This window comes from Rhizobium sp. CG5 (assembly GCF_023701945.1).
In the GTDB taxonomy this organism is placed as follows: domain Bacteria; phylum Pseudomonadota; class Alphaproteobacteria; order Rhizobiales; family Rhizobiaceae; genus Allorhizobium.
In genome coordinates, this window is sequence record NZ_JABAEF010000009.1 from 72,933 (window position 1) to 91,255 (window position 18,323).

14 protein-coding genes and 1 pseudogene are annotated in these 18,323 nt (G+C 61.7%); 8 read left to right on the top strand and 7 right to left on the bottom strand.

Going from position 1 to position 18,323, the window contains the following annotated elements; genetic code table 11:
• Positions 1-34 precede the first annotated feature (34 nt).
• The 4 genes from HGO38_RS16090 to HGO38_RS16105 are packed head-to-tail and all read right to left on the bottom strand — an operon-like array spanning position 35 to position 5,140.
• Positions 35-1,696 carry a dipeptide ABC transporter ATP-binding protein gene (locus HGO38_RS16090; protein ID WP_250956917.1) on the bottom strand — a complete coding sequence of 554 codons (1,662 nt, stop codon included), beginning with the start codon at positions 1,694-1,696 and terminating at the stop codon, positions 35-37.
• Complete coding sequence (locus tag HGO38_RS16095) at positions 1,693-2,532, bottom strand: ABC transporter permease (RefSeq protein ID WP_250956918.1); 840 nt, start codon at positions 2,530-2,532, stop codon at positions 1,693-1,695. The genes HGO38_RS16090 and HGO38_RS16095 overlap by 4 nt, the downstream gene beginning before the upstream one ends.
• Positions 2,529-3,539 carry an ABC transporter permease gene (locus HGO38_RS16100; protein ID WP_250956919.1) on the bottom strand — a complete coding sequence of 337 codons (1,011 nt, stop codon included), beginning with the start codon at positions 3,537-3,539 and terminating at the stop codon, positions 2,529-2,531. Before HGO38_RS16100 ends, HGO38_RS16095 begins: the two co-directional genes overlap by 4 nt.
• Before the next feature lie 5 nt (positions 3,540-3,544).
• Positions 3,545-5,140, bottom strand: a complete 1,596-nt coding sequence (locus HGO38_RS16105; protein WP_250956920.1) for an ABC transporter substrate-binding protein — start codon at positions 5,138-5,140, stop codon at positions 3,545-3,547.
• 344 nt (positions 5,141-5,484) lie between these two features.
• On the opposite strand from HGO38_RS16105, the gene HGO38_RS16110 reads away from it, so the two are divergent.
• The 8 genes and pseudogenes from HGO38_RS16110 to HGO38_RS16145 all read left to right on the top strand — a co-directional run.
• Positions 5,485-7,257 carry an ABC transporter substrate-binding protein gene (locus tag HGO38_RS16110; RefSeq protein WP_250956921.1) on the top strand — a complete coding sequence of 591 codons (1,773 nt, stop codon included), beginning with the start codon at positions 5,485-5,487 and terminating at the stop codon, positions 7,255-7,257.
• The gene (locus HGO38_RS16115) at positions 7,257-8,876 is read left to right on the top strand and encodes a dipeptide ABC transporter ATP-binding protein (protein WP_250956922.1); all 1,620 of its coding nucleotides are present in this window, start codon (positions 7,257-7,259) and stop codon (positions 8,874-8,876) included. Before HGO38_RS16110 ends, HGO38_RS16115 begins: the two co-directional genes overlap by 1 nt.
• Before the next feature lie 91 nt (positions 8,877-8,967).
• Positions 8,968-9,819, top strand: coding sequence for an ABC transporter permease (locus HGO38_RS16120; RefSeq protein ID WP_250956923.1), 852 nt, complete (start codon positions 8,968-8,970; stop codon positions 9,817-9,819).
• 4 nt (positions 9,820-9,823) lie between these two features.
• Complete coding sequence (locus HGO38_RS16125; RefSeq protein WP_250956924.1) at positions 9,824-10,816, top strand: ABC transporter permease; 993 nt, start codon at positions 9,824-9,826, stop codon at positions 10,814-10,816.
• Between the two features lie 87 nt (positions 10,817-10,903).
• Entirely contained in the window at positions 10,904-12,154 is a 1,251-nt protein-coding gene (locus HGO38_RS16130) for an acyl-CoA dehydrogenase family protein (RefSeq protein ID WP_250956925.1), read from the top strand.
• A gap of 11 nt (positions 12,155-12,165) precedes the next feature.
• Entirely contained in the window at positions 12,166-13,089 is a 924-nt protein-coding gene (locus HGO38_RS16135) for an LLM class oxidoreductase (RefSeq protein ID WP_250956926.1), read from the top strand.
• 22 nt (positions 13,090-13,111) lie between these two features.
• On the top strand, positions 13,112-14,401 hold the full coding sequence (locus tag HGO38_RS16140) for an NtaA/DmoA family FMN-dependent monooxygenase (RefSeq protein ID WP_250956927.1): 1,290 nt from the start codon (positions 13,112-13,114) through the stop codon (positions 14,399-14,401).
• A gap of 31 nt (positions 14,402-14,432) precedes the next feature.
• Positions 14,433-14,534, top strand: a pseudogene (locus HGO38_RS16145) (HoxN/HupN/NixA family nickel/cobalt transporter); the annotation flags it as partial.
• A 122-nt stretch (positions 14,535-14,656) separates the two neighbouring features.
• On the opposite strand, the gene HGO38_RS16150 reads toward HGO38_RS16145, so the two are convergent.
• The 3 genes from HGO38_RS16150 to HGO38_RS16160 form a co-directional block, all read right to left on the bottom strand.
• Complete coding sequence (locus tag HGO38_RS16150; RefSeq protein WP_352230492.1) at positions 14,657-15,460, bottom strand: substrate-binding domain-containing protein; 804 nt, start codon at positions 15,458-15,460, stop codon at positions 14,657-14,659.
• A gap of 411 nt (positions 15,461-15,871) precedes the next feature.
• A complete protein-coding gene (locus HGO38_RS16155; protein ID WP_250956928.1) occupies positions 15,872-16,531 on the bottom strand; it encodes a peroxiredoxin in 660 nt (219 codons plus the stop codon).
• A gap of 344 nt (positions 16,532-16,875) precedes the next feature.
• Positions 16,876-18,219, bottom strand: coding sequence for an LLM class flavin-dependent oxidoreductase (locus tag HGO38_RS16160; protein WP_250956929.1), 1,344 nt, complete (start codon positions 18,217-18,219; stop codon positions 16,876-16,878).
• Between the last annotated feature and the right edge of the window lie 104 nt (positions 18,220-18,323).

Here is an 18,323-nt window from a genome sequence, read left to right on the forward strand (position 1 = left end):
TCTTTTCCATCGGTGACGGCTGGGGGGACAGAGATCATGCTATTCCTCGCTGAAGAGATTTTGGATGTGTGACGCCAACCTCATGAACCCGCCCCGGTATGGCGGCGAGCAGGGCCCGAGCGTAGGCAGATTGCGGCTGGTGTAGAATGTCGGCCGCTGCGCCTTCCTCGACGATCCTGCCGTGCTGCATGACCGCAATTCTGTCCGCGACGTTTGCTGCAACCCGCAGATCATGGGTGATGAACAGCATGGCGAGCCCGAGATCGCGCTGGAGTTCGGCGAGGAGATCCAGCACCTGCGCCTGAACCGATACGTCGAGGGCTGAAACCGGCTCGTCGGCGATCAGCAGTTTCGGCTGCAGCATCAGCGCGCGGGCAAGGCCAATGCGCTGGCGCTGGCCTCCCGAGAATGCGTGCGGCTTTCGATCCGCTGCCGAAGCGTCGAGACCGACGCGGGCAAGAAGCCTCATCATCCGCGCTTCCGCCTCTGTCTTGCCGAGGCCTGACTGAAGCACAGGCTCGGTGAGGATGCGGCGAATGCTGTGTCTCGGGTTGAGAGAGGATTGCGGATCCTGGAAAACCATCTGTACCGCAGGTCGCCGCGCAGGTGCAAAAAGGTCGCCTGCCCGCTGGATCTTGTCGCCCAGCAGCTGAAAGCGCCCATCGTCCCGCTCGAGCAAGCCGGCAATCACCTGTCCAAGCGTCGATTTTCCAGAACCGCTTTCTCCGACCAGTGCAAGCGTCTCGCCTTCGCGAAGAACGAGGTCAACACCATCAAGAGCGGCTACCGATCGGCCGGCTGCTCCGAAAAGCCTGCGGCGGGCGGCGTGGGTCTTGCGGATGCCTTCGAGCTCGAGAAGAACTGGACGGGTGCCGTCTGGCGGCCGCCTGGTCGAATCGAGACGCGGGACCGCGGCCAGGAGCCGCCGCGTATAGGGATGCTGCGGGGCGTCAAGCAAGGTGCCCGCATCCCCGGCTTCCACGATCTCGCCATTCTGCATCACGACGACCCGGTCGGCGATCTCCCGGACGACGCCGAAATCGTGGGTGATGAACAACACTGTCAGCCCGCGACTGATGCGCAGATCGAGGATCAGCTTCAGGATTTCCGCCTGGGTCGTCACATCGAGGGCCGTGGTCGGTTCGTCGGCGATCAGCAACTCCGGACCGCAGGCGATGGCTATGGCGATGGCAACGCGCTGCCGCTGTCCGCCGGACAGTTCGTGCGGATAGCGCCGGCCGATCGTGTCCGGCTCGGGCAGTTGCATGGCTGATAGCAATTCGGACACTTTTCCCGGCGACGCGGCGTGGCCATGTGCCTCGAGCGCTTCGGCGATCTGGCGGCCCACTGTCAGAAGCGGGTTTAGTGCCGTCATCGGCTCCTGAAAAATGTAACCGATCTTGGCGCCGCGCAGCTTTCGAAGCTGGGCTTCGTTCAGAGACAGCACGTCTTGCCCGGCAAAAGACAGCCGGCCCTTGGTGACCCGCAGCGCGTCACCCGGCAAAAGTCCGGCGATGGCGGATGCGAGCACGGATTTGCCCGAGCCGCTTTCACCGACGATGCAGAGCACTTCGCCACGCTCGATCGAGACCGTTGCGCTGGAGACAGCAAGCGCCCGGTCGCTGCCCTTAGGCAGGGTGATGTCGAGGTCTTCGATCGATACGAGCGGGGTGGACTTGTGTGCCGGCTGCGTCATGATCCTGCCCTCCCGCCCCGTTTCGGATCGAGCCAACGTTCCACCCCGTCGCCGACGAGGTTGAAGGCAAGCACCGTGAGGAAGATGGCGAGGCCAGGAAGCGTCGAGAGCCACCAGTTGACGTTGAACGCAGTGCGTCCCGATCCCAGCAGGAAGCCCCACGACACCGCGTCTCGATTGCCGAGGCCGAGGAAACTGATTCCGGATTCGATCATGATGGCACCCGCCAGAAGCAGTGAGGCTTGCACCACGATGTGCGGAAAGACATTCGGCAGCACATGCAGGATTGCGATGCGGGCATGGGAAAGCCCGCTCACCCGTGCCGCGCGCACCCAGTCCCTCCGGCGAAGCGACAGGACCTCGGCGCGAACGACACGGACAATCGGCGGCCACGAAATCAGCGTGATCGCAAGAATGATCGTCCAGCGCGTCGGCGACAGAATGGCGACGATCATGATCGTCAGCAGGAAACCGGGAATCGTCTGGAAGAATTCGGTGATGCGCACGATGATTTCATCGACGGTTTCGCCGAGATAACCGGCGGCCAGCCCCATGGCGGTTCCGAAACTCACCGCGAACGCGACGACGCTGAAGGCCACGGCAAGTGTTGCCCGGCTGCCGTGAACGAGGCCCGCGGCCAGATCGCGGCCGAGCATGTCCGTTCCTGCCGGAAAGCCGGGCGAGAGCGGCGGCAGATTGGGGCGCGCCACCATCCGCCAAGGATTGCCGGGATAGAGCAGGTCGGCGAAGGTGACGCAGCCAAGCAGAGCCGCCAGTACGGCGAAGCCGAACAGGGCGGGTGGTGTCAGCAGCGGATGGCGCGAACGGGACCTCATGCTGCCCCCTCCCGTTCGAGGCGCGGGTCTATCAACCGGTAGGCCGCCTCGGCGACCAGGTTGGTGATGATGACGCCGAGGGACGAGAGGATGAAGACGGCGAGCAGTACATTATAGTCGCGGCTGGCCAGCGCGTTGAAGGCGAGACGACCGATGCCCGGCCAGGCAAATACCGTTTCCACCAGGATCGACCCGCCGATCAGATGACCGGCCTGCAGGGCGGCGACGGTGATGGTCGGCAGCAACGCGTTGCGCAGCAGATGGTCGCGCCAGATCCGCCATGGCGACAGGCCCTTGGCGCGGGCGGTGCGGATGAAGTCCATGGCGGAAATCTGCAGAAATGCCGTGCGGCTGACCCGCGCGTGGATCGACATGTAGAAGAGTCCGAGCGTCAGGACAGGCAGCACCATATGGGCAAGCCTATCACCCAAAGCCTTCCAGCCGCCTTCGGCGGCCGCGGCCGCGGTTTCCATGCCATAGGACGGCAGCCAGCCGAGCTTGACCGAGAAGATGATGATGAACATCAGCCCGACCCAGAACATCGGCATGGCAAAGAAGGCGACGGAGAGCATGGTGATCGCGCTATCGACCAGCGATCCGGGACGGCGCGCCGAAAGAGCCCCCAGCATCACGCCGAGGATGACGGAGAACAGGAAGGCCGAGATCGTCAGGAGAAGTGTGGCAGGCACCTTTTCCAGCACGATATCGAGAACCGGCCGCTGGTCGCGGTAGGAAATGCCGAAGTCAAAGGTCGCGACGCTCCGCAGATAATGCCAGAGCTGGAGATAGACGGGACCGTCAAGGCCGAGATGGCGCCGCAGTTCCTCGACGAATGCCGGATCGCTTCCGCCCTGGTCGCCGGCCAGGATCAGAGCCGGGTCGCCCGGTGCGAGCCGCAGCAGCACGAAGCTCAGGATCACCGTCGCCAGCAAGGTCAGCACCGCTTTGACGATCTTCAGCGCGACGGCCCCGATAAAGGCCGTCGCGTGGCTCTGCTGCTGGGGCATCCGGCTCATTTCTTCAGCCAGACCGGGGCGAAGTTGTCATCGGTGCCGAGCGCTGTCGTGATCAGGTCCTGGACCTTGTCGCGGTAGAGCGTCGGGAAGACGATGTCGTGGGTCCAGACCATCGGTACATCACGCGAGAGGATTTGCTGGACCTTTGAGTAGATCAGCTTGCGCTTGGCGTCGTCTGGCTCATGGGCGCCCTTGTCGAGAAGCGCATCGATTTCCGGATTGGAATAGCCGTTGATGTTGCCGCCGGTGCTGCCGGCATTGTCGCCCTTCACGGTCCTGTAGCCGTAGGAGATGCCGATGCCGGGATCGGCAGTCGTGTAGACGAAGTTCTGCGCGATGTCGTAGTCGAATGTGGTCAGCCGCTTGAACCAGCCGGCGACGTCGACCGAGGCGATCTCGACCTTGATACCGACGGCGCCGAGCGCCTCGCGCAGGTACTCCGCCTGTCGCGACCAGAGTTCGCCATAGGGCAGGGGAACCAAGGTCACCGTGAACCGTGTACCATCAGCGCCAACCTTGTAGCCGGCCTCGTCGAGCAGGGTTGCGGCCTTCGCCGGGTCATAGGGATAGACCGTCTCGACGCTGGTGTCCTTGTAGGCGGAATAGCGCGAGAAGGGACCGCTGATCGGCTTGCCGTAGCCGGCGAAAATCGTGTTGATGATGAAATCGCGATCAATCGCCTGGACGATTGCCTGCCGGACCTTCTGATCGGCAAGAATCTTGTTGCGGTTGTTGAGATGGACATAGCCGATCGGCTGCAGGAATTCCCAGCCGGCCTCGCTGGTCTTCACGCCCTCAAGCGCTGCCAGTCTTGGAATGTCGAAGTTTTCGACGTCGCCGGAGCGCAGCACATCGACCTGTCCGGTCTCGAAGGCAATGGCACGGGAATTGGCGTCCGGAACGATCTGGAAGTTGATGCCGTCGAGATAGGGCTTGCCCGTGTCCCAGTATTTGTCGTTGCGCACCAGGCGGATGCTGCTGCCCTTCTTCCATTCGGCGAACTTGAACGGGCCCGTGCCGATGAATTCGGAATTGGCCGGCGCCTTGCGGAAATCGGTGACGCCGACATATTTGTGCGCTGGAACGATCGCGACGTTCAACGACCGGATGAAGCCCGGATAGGGTGCCTTCAGGATGAAGACGACTGTCAGATCGTCGGGCGTTTCGATCCGGTCGATTTCGCCGCGCAGGTCCTTCGAGCGGGCGTGCTGGACGGGAAGAAATTCGCCGATGCTGAAAGCAACGTCCTTTGAGGTGAAGCGCTCACCATCATGCCATGTCACGCCGTCGCGGAGCTTGAAGGTGTAGATCTTGCCGTCCTCGGACACCGTCCAGCTTTCCGCAAGCCGCGGCACGGGTTTGATGTCGTTTGCGGAGTAGCTAAGAAGCGAGTCGTAGATCTTGTCGCCCACGAAAGTTGCCGGGCCGAGACGGTTGATGCCGGGGTTCAGCGATATCGGTTCCGGCTGGACGATCAGGTTGAGCGTGCCGCCCCTCTCCTGGGCCACGGCTATGCCGGAGATGAGCGTCAGCCCCAGGAGGGCGCCCAGAAGGCGTGAAACTCTATTTTTCCAATGTCCATTTATAACCATGATGGGTTTCCAATTATTCTCTATAGAATTTATGTATTTATGCTACGGAAGATGACGCTTGGCGCGGTCGATCTGTTCTAAAAAGTCCGTTCGCGGAGAAAAATCGTTCTCAGTTTTCACGTTGTGACTGGTTTCCAACGGTTCCCCTCAACGCAACTTGCGTGTCTGGGACAATGTCTCGCCGCCCCATTGCAGACGGCTCAGGTGGTATTGTTTTTCGCGATTGCCCATTTATTAGACGGTTTATTTTATGACCGGCCCTGGGGCTGGAACACCATGCCGTTTCAATAATCTATAAAAGCTATAGAAATAATCATATCAACCATCGAGCTGAGGCAAACCGCATGTATGTCACCGTCCTTTACCGATCCGCCAAGCGGCTCGCCATTCCGCTTCTCGCGGCCTACACAGCACTGTGCGCTCCGACCATGGCCGACGAGCCGAAATTCGGCGGCACCTTGCGGATCGCCTCCCTGCAGGCCGATCTCGACGCCTTCGACCCGCTCACAGGCTACAGCGTTGATTCCTGGGAGATCCTGCGCGCGGTAACGCGCCAGCTCGTGACCTATCCAGGCTCTCCCACCGACATCAAGGACGACACGCAGCTTGTGCCCGACCTTGCCAAATCCTGGGACATCAGCCCCGACGGCAAGACCTATACCTTCCACCTGAAGGACGACGTATTCTACTCCGGCCCGACGGAGCGCAAGATCGTGGCAAGCGATTTTGTCTATGACATCAAGCGCTTCTGTGATCCGAACAAGCAGGTCGCAGCGATCAACTACTTCAACCTGGCGATCTCGGGCTTCGCGGATTACTGCAAGGAGTTCGCCAAGGTGCCGACCGGCGATCTCGCGGCAACCAAGGCCTTCATCGATAGCCATGCGATTTCCGGGGTTTCGGCACCGGACGACCAGACGCTGGTCATCAAGTCGGACACCAAGAACTACGACTTCCTCAACATCCTCTCGATGAACTTCGTCTCTCCGCTGCCGCCGGAGGTTGCGTCCAAATATTTCCCGGACTCGCTGGAATTCCGCAAGAACTTCCCCTCCAGCGGCCCCTATTACGTCGAGTCCTACCAGGACGGCCAGAAGCTCGTTCTGAAGAAGGCGAAGAACTTCAAGCCGGAAACGGATCAGGCGCGCAAGGCCTATGTCGACGAAATCGAGGTCGATTTCACTGCCAATAGCGAGGATGCTATTGTCCAGAAGATCGAGGCTGGAGAGGCCGACCTTTCGCTCTATCTGGAAGTGCCGCCGCGGACGGCGATCCGTCGGTTCCAGAAAGAGAAGCCGGGGCAATTGTATGCTTCCAACAGCGGCGCCGCGAACTTCATCACGTTCAATGCCCGACCTGAGGCACAAGGCGAAGGCAATAACGCACTGCGCAAAGCGGAAGTGCGCCAGGCTCTGACCTATGCCATCAACCGTGCCCATCTGGTGCAGATCCAGGGCGGCTCGGTCGCGGCCGTCCCGTTGTCGCAGATCATCACCTCGACAATTCTTGGCTACGAACCGTTCGATCCCTATCCGACCGAAGGAAACAAGGGTGATCCTGAAAAGGCCAAGGCGCTTCTTGCAAAGGCTGGCTTTCCGAACGGACTGAGGCTCGATGCGGTCTATCGCACGACGGCGCAGTTCGAAGCGATCGCCGTCACCGTCAAGGAGGATGTCGCCGCCGCAGGCATTGAGCTCAATCTGATCGCCATCCCGCCGGCGCAGTGGAGTGCCTACATCCAGGACCCTAAGAGCCGCTGGGATATATCCCTCGGCGCTCAGTTCGCGCCCGACTGGCAGGGGCCGAGCACCCGCATGCTGCTGGGCGGCTGGCTGAATTCGGACGCATCGCCCTGCGGCACGGGCAATGTCCATGCCATCTGCTACAGCAATCCGGAACTGAACAAGCTCGCCGCCGAAGCCTTCCCTTCGGATAACCCAGGCCCGATCTGGACCAAGGCTGACAAGCTGGTCTCGACAGACCTGCCGTGGATCCCCCTGTTCGAGAAGCGCAAGATCGCACTTACCTCGGACCGTATCACCCATTGGTCATGGTCTTCGCTGGCGGTACAGGCCGACATCACCAACATTGCGGTGAAGACCACGGCGACTGACTGATGTCCGTCTTCTCCATACACGATCTGCGCGTCCGCTTCGGCGGCATCCAGGCGGCGAAGGGGGTATCCTTCGCCGTCGAAGCAGGAAAGACGCTGGCCATTGTCGGCGAGTCCGGATCAGGCAAGAGCGCCTGCCTGCTCGGCGCGACCGGGCTCCTGCCAGCTTCCGCGACGGTCGAGGGCAGTGTGCTGCATCGCGGCCAGGAGATCCTGGGCTTGCCCAACAAGGCATTGCGCAGAATTCGTGGCGCCGAGATCGGGTTCGTCTTCCAGGATCCACTCAGCAACCTGCATCCGCTGAAGACAATCGGCGAACAGATCGGCGAGGCGATTGCCGTCCATAAGCCTGTGGGGCGCAGGCAATTGCGCGAGCGTGTCCTGGCGCTTCTCGACGAGGTCGGCATTGCCGATCCCGAGGCTCGGCTCGCGGATTACCCGCGCCATCTCTCCGGTGGAATGCGCCAGCGGGTGATGATCGCCATCGCCATCGCGCTCGATCCCGGCCTGATCATTGCCGACGAACCGACGACGGCACTCGATGTCACGGTTCAGGCGGCCATCCTCGATCTTCTTAAGCGGCTGCAGGAGGAACACGGCACCGCGCTGGTCTTCGTCAGCCATGATCTTGCGGTCGTATCCGACATCGCCAACGACGTGGTCGTCATGCGTGACGGCCTCGTCGTCGAGAAGGCGCCGGCGGCGGAGATTTATCTCCGTCCGCGCCAACCTTACACCCGCGAACTGCTGGGTGCGGCGCGCCTCGGTGGCCCGAAAGTCTATGCAGCGGGCGAGGGGCCAAAGGCGTCCCGCCCGCTGCTTGCGGTGAATGCCGTCTCCCGTTCATTCGGATCTTCGCGTCCGGTCCTCGATGGCGTCTCCTTCACGATCGGGCAAGGAGAGATCCTTGGCCTCGTGGGAGAATCCGGCTCCGGCAAGACAACGATCGGACGGCTGGTTGCCGGTCTGGACCGACCGGACGCGGGCCATATCAGCTTGGACGGAAGGGAATATTCGCGTCCCGGCTCCGTTGGAGCGGTGCTGCAAGGCGATCTGCGCAAGTCTATCCAGGTCATCTTTCAGGACCCCTATGCCAGCCTTAACCCGAGACGGCGGATCGAGGCCATTCTGTCCGATCCTTTCGTTATTCACGGTGCAATCGACGGGGCGGAATTGCGCGAGAAAGTGAAAGAGCTGGTGGCTGACGTCGAACTGCCCCAGGAGATTCTGGACCGGCTGCCGTCACAATTGTCTGGGGGCCAACGGCAGCGTGTCGCCATTGCGCGGGCGATCGCACTCCGGCCCTCCCTGATCGTCGCGGACGAACCAGTGTCCGCCCTCGACATCACCACACAGGCGAAGGTCATTCGGTTGCTTGCCCGCCTTCGCGACAAGCTCGGTGTCTCCTTCCTGTTCATTTCGCATGATCTTGGCGTCGTCGGCGAACTCTGCGACCGGGTGATCGTCCTGGAAAAGGGGCAGATCGTCGAGAATGGACGGACACGACAGGTCTTCGAGAGCCCCACCCATGATTACACCTGCCGGCTGCTCGCATCCATTCCGGGACGAAGCCGTCTGCCTGCTGATGCCAAGCTCGAGGCTGCGAGCGTGAGCTATGGCTGATCCCATTCAGGCCCCTGTCGGCTTGCCTCTATCCGGCCGATCGCCGTCACCAACCTTCCCGTTGTTGAAAATCCTGTGGCGTGAGCGAACGGTGCGCGCCGGCGCCATCATTGTCGGCTTCGTGATACTGGCGGCGCTGCTGGCGCCGGCGGTCGCCAACTTGCTGGGACATGGTCCCACGGAGCAGTTCCAAGATAAGGCGCTCGATGAAATGGGTCTGCCCATCGGCCCAAGGCTGGAGTTTCCGCTCGGCGCAGATGGAAACGGGCGCGATGTTCTGGTGAGAACCCTCTACGGCGCGCAGGTTTCGCTCATCGTCGGCATACCGGCGACGACGATCGCGATGATCATCGGCACGGCCATCGGCCTTGCCAGCGGCTTTTTCGCAGGCAGCACCGATCGCGTCATCTCGCAGGGCATCGACGTCGCTCTTTCCTTTCCCTTTGTGGTGACGGCGCTCAGTCTCCTGTCGCTCAATCGCGGAGGGACGGGCCAGCCGATCATTCCGCCCCTCGTCGTGGTGATTGTCGTCATTTCCCTGTTCTCATGGGCATATTTTGCGCGGCTCACACGTGGGCTCGTGCTGGAACTGCGCACCAGTCCGATGGTGGAAGCCTCCCGCACCATGGGTGCGTCACGGGCCCGGATCATCTGGTTCGACATTCTGCCGAACATCCTTCCAACGGTCTTCGTCTATTGGGCCGTTCAATTGCCCGCCAACATCATCGCGGAGGCGACCCTTTCGTTCCTCGGCGTCGGCATCCAGGCGCCGATGCCGAGCTGGGGCAACATGATCGCGGAAGCGCAGAGGTCTTCGCTCTATCAGGATCAGCCCTGGTTCCTGGCCGGCCCTGGCCTCGCCCTGTTCCTCACGGTTGTGGGCTTCAATACGTTGAGCGCCGGCCTGCGGAATGTACTCGACCCTCATCGCAGGGGAATCTGAGATCATGACGAAGCAGTTTTCCACCGTTGTCTTGCGTTCTTTTTCAACGCTGTTGATCGTTCTCATCCTGTCGTTCTTCATCACCCGGATCGCCTACCGCAATCCGGCCGCCATGCTCGCTCCCCGCAACGCGACACAGGAGTCGATCGACGCTGTCGCACGCGCGCTCCGCCTCGATGAACCTTGGTATCTGCAGCTCTGGTACTATCTGTCCCGTGGCCCCGACATACAGGGCGCGCCGATGGGGCTGATGCATTGGCCGCCGGCTCTCGGCTTTTCCTTTCGCAAGCAGGCGCCCGTTACCGATCTCATTCTGGCCAAAGCACCTGTGACCTTGTCGCTGGCGCTCGGCGCTGTCGTGATCTGGATGTCGATCGCCATCATTTCCGGCGTCGTCGCAGCGCGCTGGCAGGGCCGGCTCATCGATCATGCGCTCGCCTTCTTCGCCTATGTCGGCCTGTCGGTTCCGACTTTCCTCAGCGGCATTCTGATCTCCTATTTCTTCTTCTTCCAGCTCTCGAACTACGGCATTTCCTGGTTCCCCAGCAGCGGCTACGTCCCCTTGAGCGATGATCCGCTGCAATGGGCACGGCATCTGGCGCTGCCTTGGGCAACGCTGGCGATCGCGGAAATCGGGATCTTTCAGCGTATGGTCCGGGCGAGCATGCTCGACGTGCTCGGTCATGATTACATCCGAACGGCACGGGCCAAGGGCGTTTCCGAACGCCGGATCTATTTCTCCCACGCCCTGAAATCGGCCCTCAACCCGATACTGACGATCGGCGGGCTGGAACTTGCTGCCATCATGGGCGGCGCCATCGTGACGGAAACGATCTTCGGTCTGGATGGCATTGGCCGCATGGCGATTGCCGCGGCACTCGATGGCGATTTCCCCCTCGTCATAGGCACGACGATCTTCGCGGCCGCCGCTTTCATTCTCACCACGCTTGCGGTCGATCTCATCGCGCGGTGGCGTGATCCGGCAAATCGAACCTGAACATCACCACACGTGGCCGCGGTCGAAAAGCCGGGAGTCACATAATCCCAATTTTGAAGCAGCACCACGAACGAGGAGATAACAAGGATGAACGCAGTGGATGCCCGGACTACTTTAACCTACCTGCGCCCCGCAACGGCGAGGGAAAAAGGACTCGTGGCGCGTTTCCAGCCGATCTTTGATCGTATCGCCGAGGGCAATGTCGAGCGCGAGCGCAATCGCAGCTTCCCGCACGAACAGGTGCAGTGGCTCAAGGAAGCCGATTTCGCGCTGGTGCGCGTGCCCGAAGAGTTCGGCGGGTGGGGCGCCTCGCTGGAACAAACCTACTATCTCCTCGCCCTGCTGGCCGAGGCCGATGCGAACGTCGCCCACGTCTGGCGCAATCACCTGGCCTTCGTCGAAGACCGCCTCAACGCGCGGCCATCGCCGACCAACGATCGCTGGTTCCAGCGCTTCCGCGACCGCGAATTTGTGGGTGGGGGTTGGACGGAGGCCAACAATGGCACCTACGCGAACATAAAAACCACGGTGACTCGCGTGGACGACCACTACACAGTCACCGGTGCGAAATTCTATGCCACCGGCAGCCTCTTTGCCGATTGGCTCGACGTGATCGGCAAGGGTGAGGACGGCTCGCTCATTACAACGCTGGTGAACCGGCACCAGCCGGGCGTCGTGCTGAAGGACGATTGGCCGGGGTTTGGCCAGCGCACCACGGCGAGCGGCAGCGCCACCTATCAGGACGCCATCGCGCATGAAGGCGATGTCTTCCGGGCGAGCGAGCGTGTGGTCTACCAGGGGCATTTCTACCAAACGGCGATCCTTGCCGTGCTCACTGGCATCACGCGCGCTATCCTGCGCGACGGCATCGCGGCGCTCAAATCGCGCGGGCGCAACTATCCGCAGGGTCTCAACCCCGTGCCGGCACTCGATCCGCAACTGCTGCAGGTGATTGGCGAGGTATCGGTGCGGGTCTTCTCGACCGAGGCCGCGCTGCGCCTTGCCGCAAGCTCGCTCGATCTCATCGCCGCCGCCCATGCTGCCGGCGACGTCCCATTGCGCGACAAGCGTTCGGTCGATGGCGAGGTAGCCGTGGCGCAGGCCCAGCTCGCGATCGTCGACGGTGCTCTCTTTTCGGCCACGCATGTCTTCAACGCCCTTGGCGCCTCCGCGACTTCGGAGGAAACCGCGCTCGATCGCCATTGGCGCAATGCGCGCACGCTCGCGTCGCACAATCCGGTCGCCTACAAGGCACGCATCCTCGGTGACTACCTGGTCAACGATACCTCGCCCGTGTCGAGCATCGCCCGGCTCGGCCGCGGCGGCCAAGGCAACTGAGGAGAGCAACCATGACCAAGCCATACCTTGCGCTGGGCCTTGCCGGACCGCATCTCGTGGAACTCACAGCAAGCCAGACGCTGCTGTCGCGGTGGGACGCATTGCCGCTTGCCTTCACCGTGTTGGGGATCGATCGGATCGACGGCAGCGCGCCGGCGCCGGTCACGCTCGCGAGCAGTGCGGTCGGTGCGACCTTGTCGAGCGCCACGAAATACGGCCGCTTCTTCATCACCGCGGCGCCGCAGCGGGATCACCCCTACAACATCGCACGTCGTGTCGCCTCGCTGGCCCACCTGTCAGGTGGCCGCAGTGGCCTGTTGATCGGAGTGCGCGATACCTATGCACCCGAGGGCCCGAAGGATGCCCCGGCCTGGGGCGGTGCGGGGCTTGGCGGTGGTGCGCCGCTCAGCGCCCAGACGGCCTTCGACGCAGCCCGCGCGGTGCGGGCGCTCGAGCAAAGCTGGCCGCACGACTCGATCATCGGCAACCGCGAGACCGGCATTCTGGTGGAGTCAAACCGCATCGTGCATGTTGATATCAACAACAGCTTCTCGATCGCGGGGCCGCTCAATGCACCCGAGCCGGCAACGGGAGCGTCGGTCATCGCGTGGCACGCGGCGACGGCCGCCGATCTTCCCCCAGTGAGTGCCGACGACCCGATCGACCTTGTCCTGGGTCGCGCGGGCACCGTCCCGGTGGTGGCGCTTGGCGATGAGCCACCCGCGGGCGCGTTCCCGGGCGTCGTGTTGCGCGCCGATTTCGAACAGTCGGTGAGTGATCTGCTCGACGTCGCCGAGCGATGGCTTGCCGACGGTTTCGCTCCGGTGGCGCTCGGAACGCCGCTACGTGCCGCCCTGAACCTGCCAGCACCAGGGCCGCTGCCGACCACGGCACGCGCCGCCTTTCCTGTTCCGCGACCGCACGTCGCCCTGTAGAGAGCCACGGAGAACATTACTCATGACAAACAAAAGGTCTGGTCACGTCCTCCTCGGGATCAATGTGTTGGTGCTTGGCTATCTGCCGGCAGCCTGGAAGACGCCGCTATTGAAGAAGGATTCTTTCATCGACCCCGGTTATTGGGCGAACCTCGGCAAGACCGCGGAGCGCGGCACGCTTGATGCCCTCTTCCTGGCGGATGGTCCGCTGCTGGGCGATCCCGCCTACGACGCCAATCCGATCCGCCTGGAGCCGACCGTGAACTGGGGTCAGGTCGCTGCGGCAACCTCGCATGTCGGTCTGGTCGCCACGGCGTCCTCAACCTTCAATGATCCCTTCGAACTCGCTGAACGCTTCCTTTCCTTCGATCACCAGACAGGTGGCCGCGCCGCATGGAATGTTGTCACGACGCGTGGCGTACCTGCGGCGCGCAATTTCGGCATGCCAGACATTCCCTTCCGCGAAGACCGCTACGAGCGTGCGAGCGAGTTCGTCGATGTCGTGCAGGCATTGTGGGCCTCGGCGGCCACGGGCAGGAATGTGCATCACCACGGCGAGTTCTTCGATATCGACGGTCGTCTGCGGGTGCCGCCGTCCAGACAGGGCCGCCCGGTCATCTTTCAGGCAGGCGGTTCGCCGCAGGGTCGGGCGCTGGCCGGCCGCGCAGCGGAAGGCGTCTTCGCCGCCGAACTGACCAAGGATCAGGCGATCGAACACTACCGCCTGGTCAAGGGGTTCGCACGGGACAATGGCCGCTCGCCCGACGATATCAAGATCCTGCCGGGCCTGTTGCTGAGCCTGGGCAGCACCGAGGAAGAGGCGCGCCGCCGCAGCGATGAGATCCATGACGCAGGCCCTGCGTCATATTCCATCGGATGGCTATCGCAGGCGATCGGCTACGATGCGTCTAAACTCGAACTCGATGAGCCGTTTCCCGAGGAAGTCCTTGGCCCCATCAAGGACAGTCAGACATTCCTGGGCAGCATTGGCTTTCGCGAATCGATCATAACGCAGATCCGCAAAACCAATCCGACGGTGCGCGAATACCTCAAGCAGACGCGATATACCGGATCGGGCCATGCGGGATTCGTCGGCACGCCTGAGAAGCTCGCTGATCACATCGAGGATTGGTTTCACGCGGGCGCCGTCGACGGGTTCAATCTACAGCCGGATCGCTTGATCGACGGGCTCGACGTGATCGTCGATGAACTCGTGCCGATCCTGCGCAAGCGCGGCCTTTACCGCCACGAATACGAGACCCAGACGCTGCGTGAACACTTCAAGGCAGCTTCTCCGACGCTTGCCTTCTAGTGTTCTACATGCTTGGGCGTGCGTCCGCCTTGCTGATCATATTGCAGCGACCGACAACGTGGTTCGCAAGCTGATGCGGGAGTGTAAGGCCTCTTTTTCTGCGGGCCTTTTGTTTTCGCTCGGCCATTCAAGCTGGGGATCGGCAGAGGCTGGCCGGCCCGGGTGAAGGGCATGGAGCGGTGACCAATCGTCATCTCTCGACGGAGTTTCTGGAAAAATTATCTCAGCACCTCAGTTGCTCGCCGCACCGGTGGATTAGAGAGTGTCCTTAGCGGCCAGTAACGGCGCAGCGCAGGACTGGCGCAGAATGATCTCCGTTGGAATATGGATGGAACGGACGTCGCTACCGATCCTGCCGTCGATCCGATGCAGGAGCAGGTCGACGGCCTGCTGTCCCAGGGCGGTCAGATCCCAGCGAATTGTTGTGATCGGTGGCTCGTTCGACTGTGCAATCTCGGTGTCTCCAAAACTGATCAGCGAAATGTCCCTGGGGATGTTCAGGCCGCGATCGCGGATTGCTCTGAGCGTTCCGGACAGCGCCTGGCTCCCGGGCGCCAGGATGGCTGTCGGCGGCTCCGGGCTGTCCAACATGGCAAGCGTTGCGGCATAGGCCTCATTGCTGGTCCGGCATTCCGGACGAATGGAGCAGTGTGCGAAATCGAGGCCAGATTCCTCATAGGCCTTCTGCATTCCCGCAACACGTTCAAGGCCGGGGCGCAGATGGCCTGCGGCGGTCAGCAGACCAATGCGCCGGTGGCCGAGACCGATGAGATAGCGGGCAGCCGCATGCGTCCCCGCCCGATGATCGACCATGACGCTGTCCGTGCCGGCTGGCGCTTGCCGATCGAGCACCACCACCGGCGTGTCGAGACGCTCCAGTGACTGGGCGAGGTCGGGATGCGTCTCTTCGCCGAAACAGAGGATGGCTCCGTCGACCCGCCGTTCACGCAGGAGCGTGAGAAGTTCCTGCTCCCGGCGTGCATCCTCCCGCGTGCTGGCCATCAGCAGCGTATAGCCCAACTGCGCGAGCCTTGCCTCCGCTGCGGCGACAACATGCACGTAGAGAAGATTGACGAAATCGCCGACAAAAAAGCCGATCAGGCGCGTCGCCTCCGACGACCCCGGTTGCGCCCGTCCGTGCGGTTGGTAGTCAAGCTCCCTGACCGATGCGAGAACACGCTTGCGCAGGGCATCGCTGACCCTTGCGCAAGGGCGCGACCTTGAAGAAGCGGCGACATCGCTCGGCGCCAGCGGTTGGCGAACCTTCAGAGCTTTGGAAACCGTGCTTGTCGACAAGGCGATTCCTGCGTGGGTCGATTACTGGGGCGGGGATGTGAATCACGACTGGCAGTGGTGGCGCTTGCAGATGGCCTATTTTCTGGAAAAATGGCTGGCTGAGGAAGCCTGTTGCGGTCGAACAGCCGATCTGTCCGGCGGCTCCGCAGCGGAGCCGCCGTGTCGTCCGATACTTCAGGCAGATGGTTGCTTGGTCTTGCGGAGGTAGGGAAGCACCGTCTCATAGCTTCCAAAACGAGTGATTGCATCCTCGTTTGACACCGCGGCGGTGATGATGACATCGTCGCCCTGCTGCCAGTTGGCAGGCGTCGCGACCTGGTGCTTGCTGGTCAGTTGAATGGAATCGATGGCCCGCAGGATTTCATGGAAATTTCGGCCGGTCGTCATCGGATAGGTGAGGATCAGCTTGATCTTCTTGTCGGGTCCGATGATGAAGACGGAACGGACGGTCGCATTGTCGGCAGGCGTGCGGCCCTCAGAACTTTCGCCGGCGCTGGCAGGCAGCATGTCATACAGTTTGGCGACCTTCAGTTCCTTATCGCCGATCAGCGGATATTCGACATCAAAGCCGGTTGCAACCTTGATATCCTGCTTCCATTTGCCATGGCTTTCCACTGGATCGACGGAAATTCCGATAATCTTTGCGCCCCGCTTCAGGAATTCCTTCTCCAGTCCTGCCATGGCGCCCAATTCTGTCGTGCAGACCGGGGTGAAGTTTTTCGGATGTGAAAACAGGACGGCCCAACCGTCGCCGATCCATTCATGAAAGCTGATCGGCCCGATCGTGGTGTCTGCCGTGAAGTCCGGGGCAATGTCGTTGATACGCAGGCTCATTGTCTCATCCACCTCTCTGTTGGCGATGCTACCTGCGAGATGCTACTCCCTAGGCTCATCGTGAAATCCGGCCAAAAAATAGCCCTTGCTTTCGGGATGTCAATTTCTATTATTTTAGTAGAGAATTAGCTCGTCATGGCTGTCCCCATCCGTTCGTCTGATGCTACTCCGCATGGTTCGACACGGGAAAGGAACCGATGCATCACGCTCGTCCGCGATCCCTTTTGAGGGACGTCTTGCGGCCAGTCAGGCAAACGTGTTCCTACCGGTCGATGTCGTGGCTGGCGAGCTTCGGCGCCGGCCGGTCGTCGGTGCATAAGTGAATCCTGCCGAAATATCGCCTTTCAATGATCGGCTGCATCGTTTCTGAAGAAACGATTGCCGGGCCGGGGTAGTCCGAGATGTTCGCGCAGGGTCGTGCCCTCGTAGTCGCGCCTGAACAGCCCCCGCCTTTGCAGCTCCGGCACCAGTTTCTCGGCCACATCGATCAATCCCTGCGGAAGATAGGGGAATACGATGTTGAAGCCGTCGCTGCCGTTCTCGAAAAGCCATGTCTCCATTTGATCGGCGATCGTGGCCGGCGTGCCGACGAAGGCGAGCCCCGAATATCCGCCATATCGCTGCGCAAGCTGCCGCACGGTCGGGCCCTCCCGCTCCGCCAGCCGCAGAACATGCGCACGTCCCGTCTTGCTGGCATTTGTATCAGGTATGTCGCGCGGCAAGGGCGCGTCGGGATCGAACCCGGAGGCGTCGTGGCCCAACGCGATGGACAGCGAGGCGATGGCGCTCTCGTAATGCACCAGGCTGTCAAGATAAGCGCGTTTGGCCTTCGCTTCCTCGACGGTATCGCCAACGACCACAAAGGCGCCCGGCAACACTTTCAGATGGTCGCGGTCGCGACCGATCTTTTCCATGCGGCCTTTGACATCGGCATAGAAATTTTTGCCTGCCTCCAGGTCCGGTGAGGATGCGAAGATCACCTCCGCCGTTTCGGCCGCAAGCTGGCGCCCCGGTTCGGATGCTCCGGCTTGAACGATAACCGGCCAACCCTGCGGCGGACGCGCGATGTTGAGCGGACCACGCACCGACAGATGCGCGCCCTTATGGTTCAGCACATGTAGTTTTTCCGGGTCGAAATAGAAGCCGGACGCTGTGTCACGAATGAAGGCATCATCGGCAAAGCTGTCCCACAGTCCGGTGACGACGTCGTAGAATTCGTGGGCGCGACGGTAGCGTTCGGCATGCTCGATATGATCCTCAAGGCCGAAGTTCAACGCCGCATCGGGATTTGATGTCGTGACAATGTTCCAGCCTGCGCGCCCCTCACTGATGTGGTCGAGCGACGCGAAGCGCCGGGCAATGTGGTAGGGTTCGTCGAAGGTGGTGGAAGCTGTTGCCACAAGGCCGATCCGGCTGGTCGTCGTCGCCAAGGCCGACAGCAGCGTGAACGGCTCGAAGGATGTCACCGTATGGCTACGCCGTAGCGCCTCGATCGGCATGTTGAGGACCGCCAGGTGATCGGCCATGAAGAACGCGTCGAATTTCGCCCGCTCCAGCGTTTGCGCGAAGCCCGTGAGATGGCGGAAATTGAAGTTGGCATCCGGATAGGAGCCGGGATAGCGCCAGGCCGCCGTGTGAAGGCTGACCGGGCGCATGAAGGCACCGAGATGAAGCTGGCGGGCTGTCATGGACTTTGTCTTTCGAATGGACGTGTGCACTTGCAGAAGTGACGACGCTGGTAAGTTGAGAATGCGTCAACGGCCCCTTCCGCATATCCAGGCCGCGGTGGCCT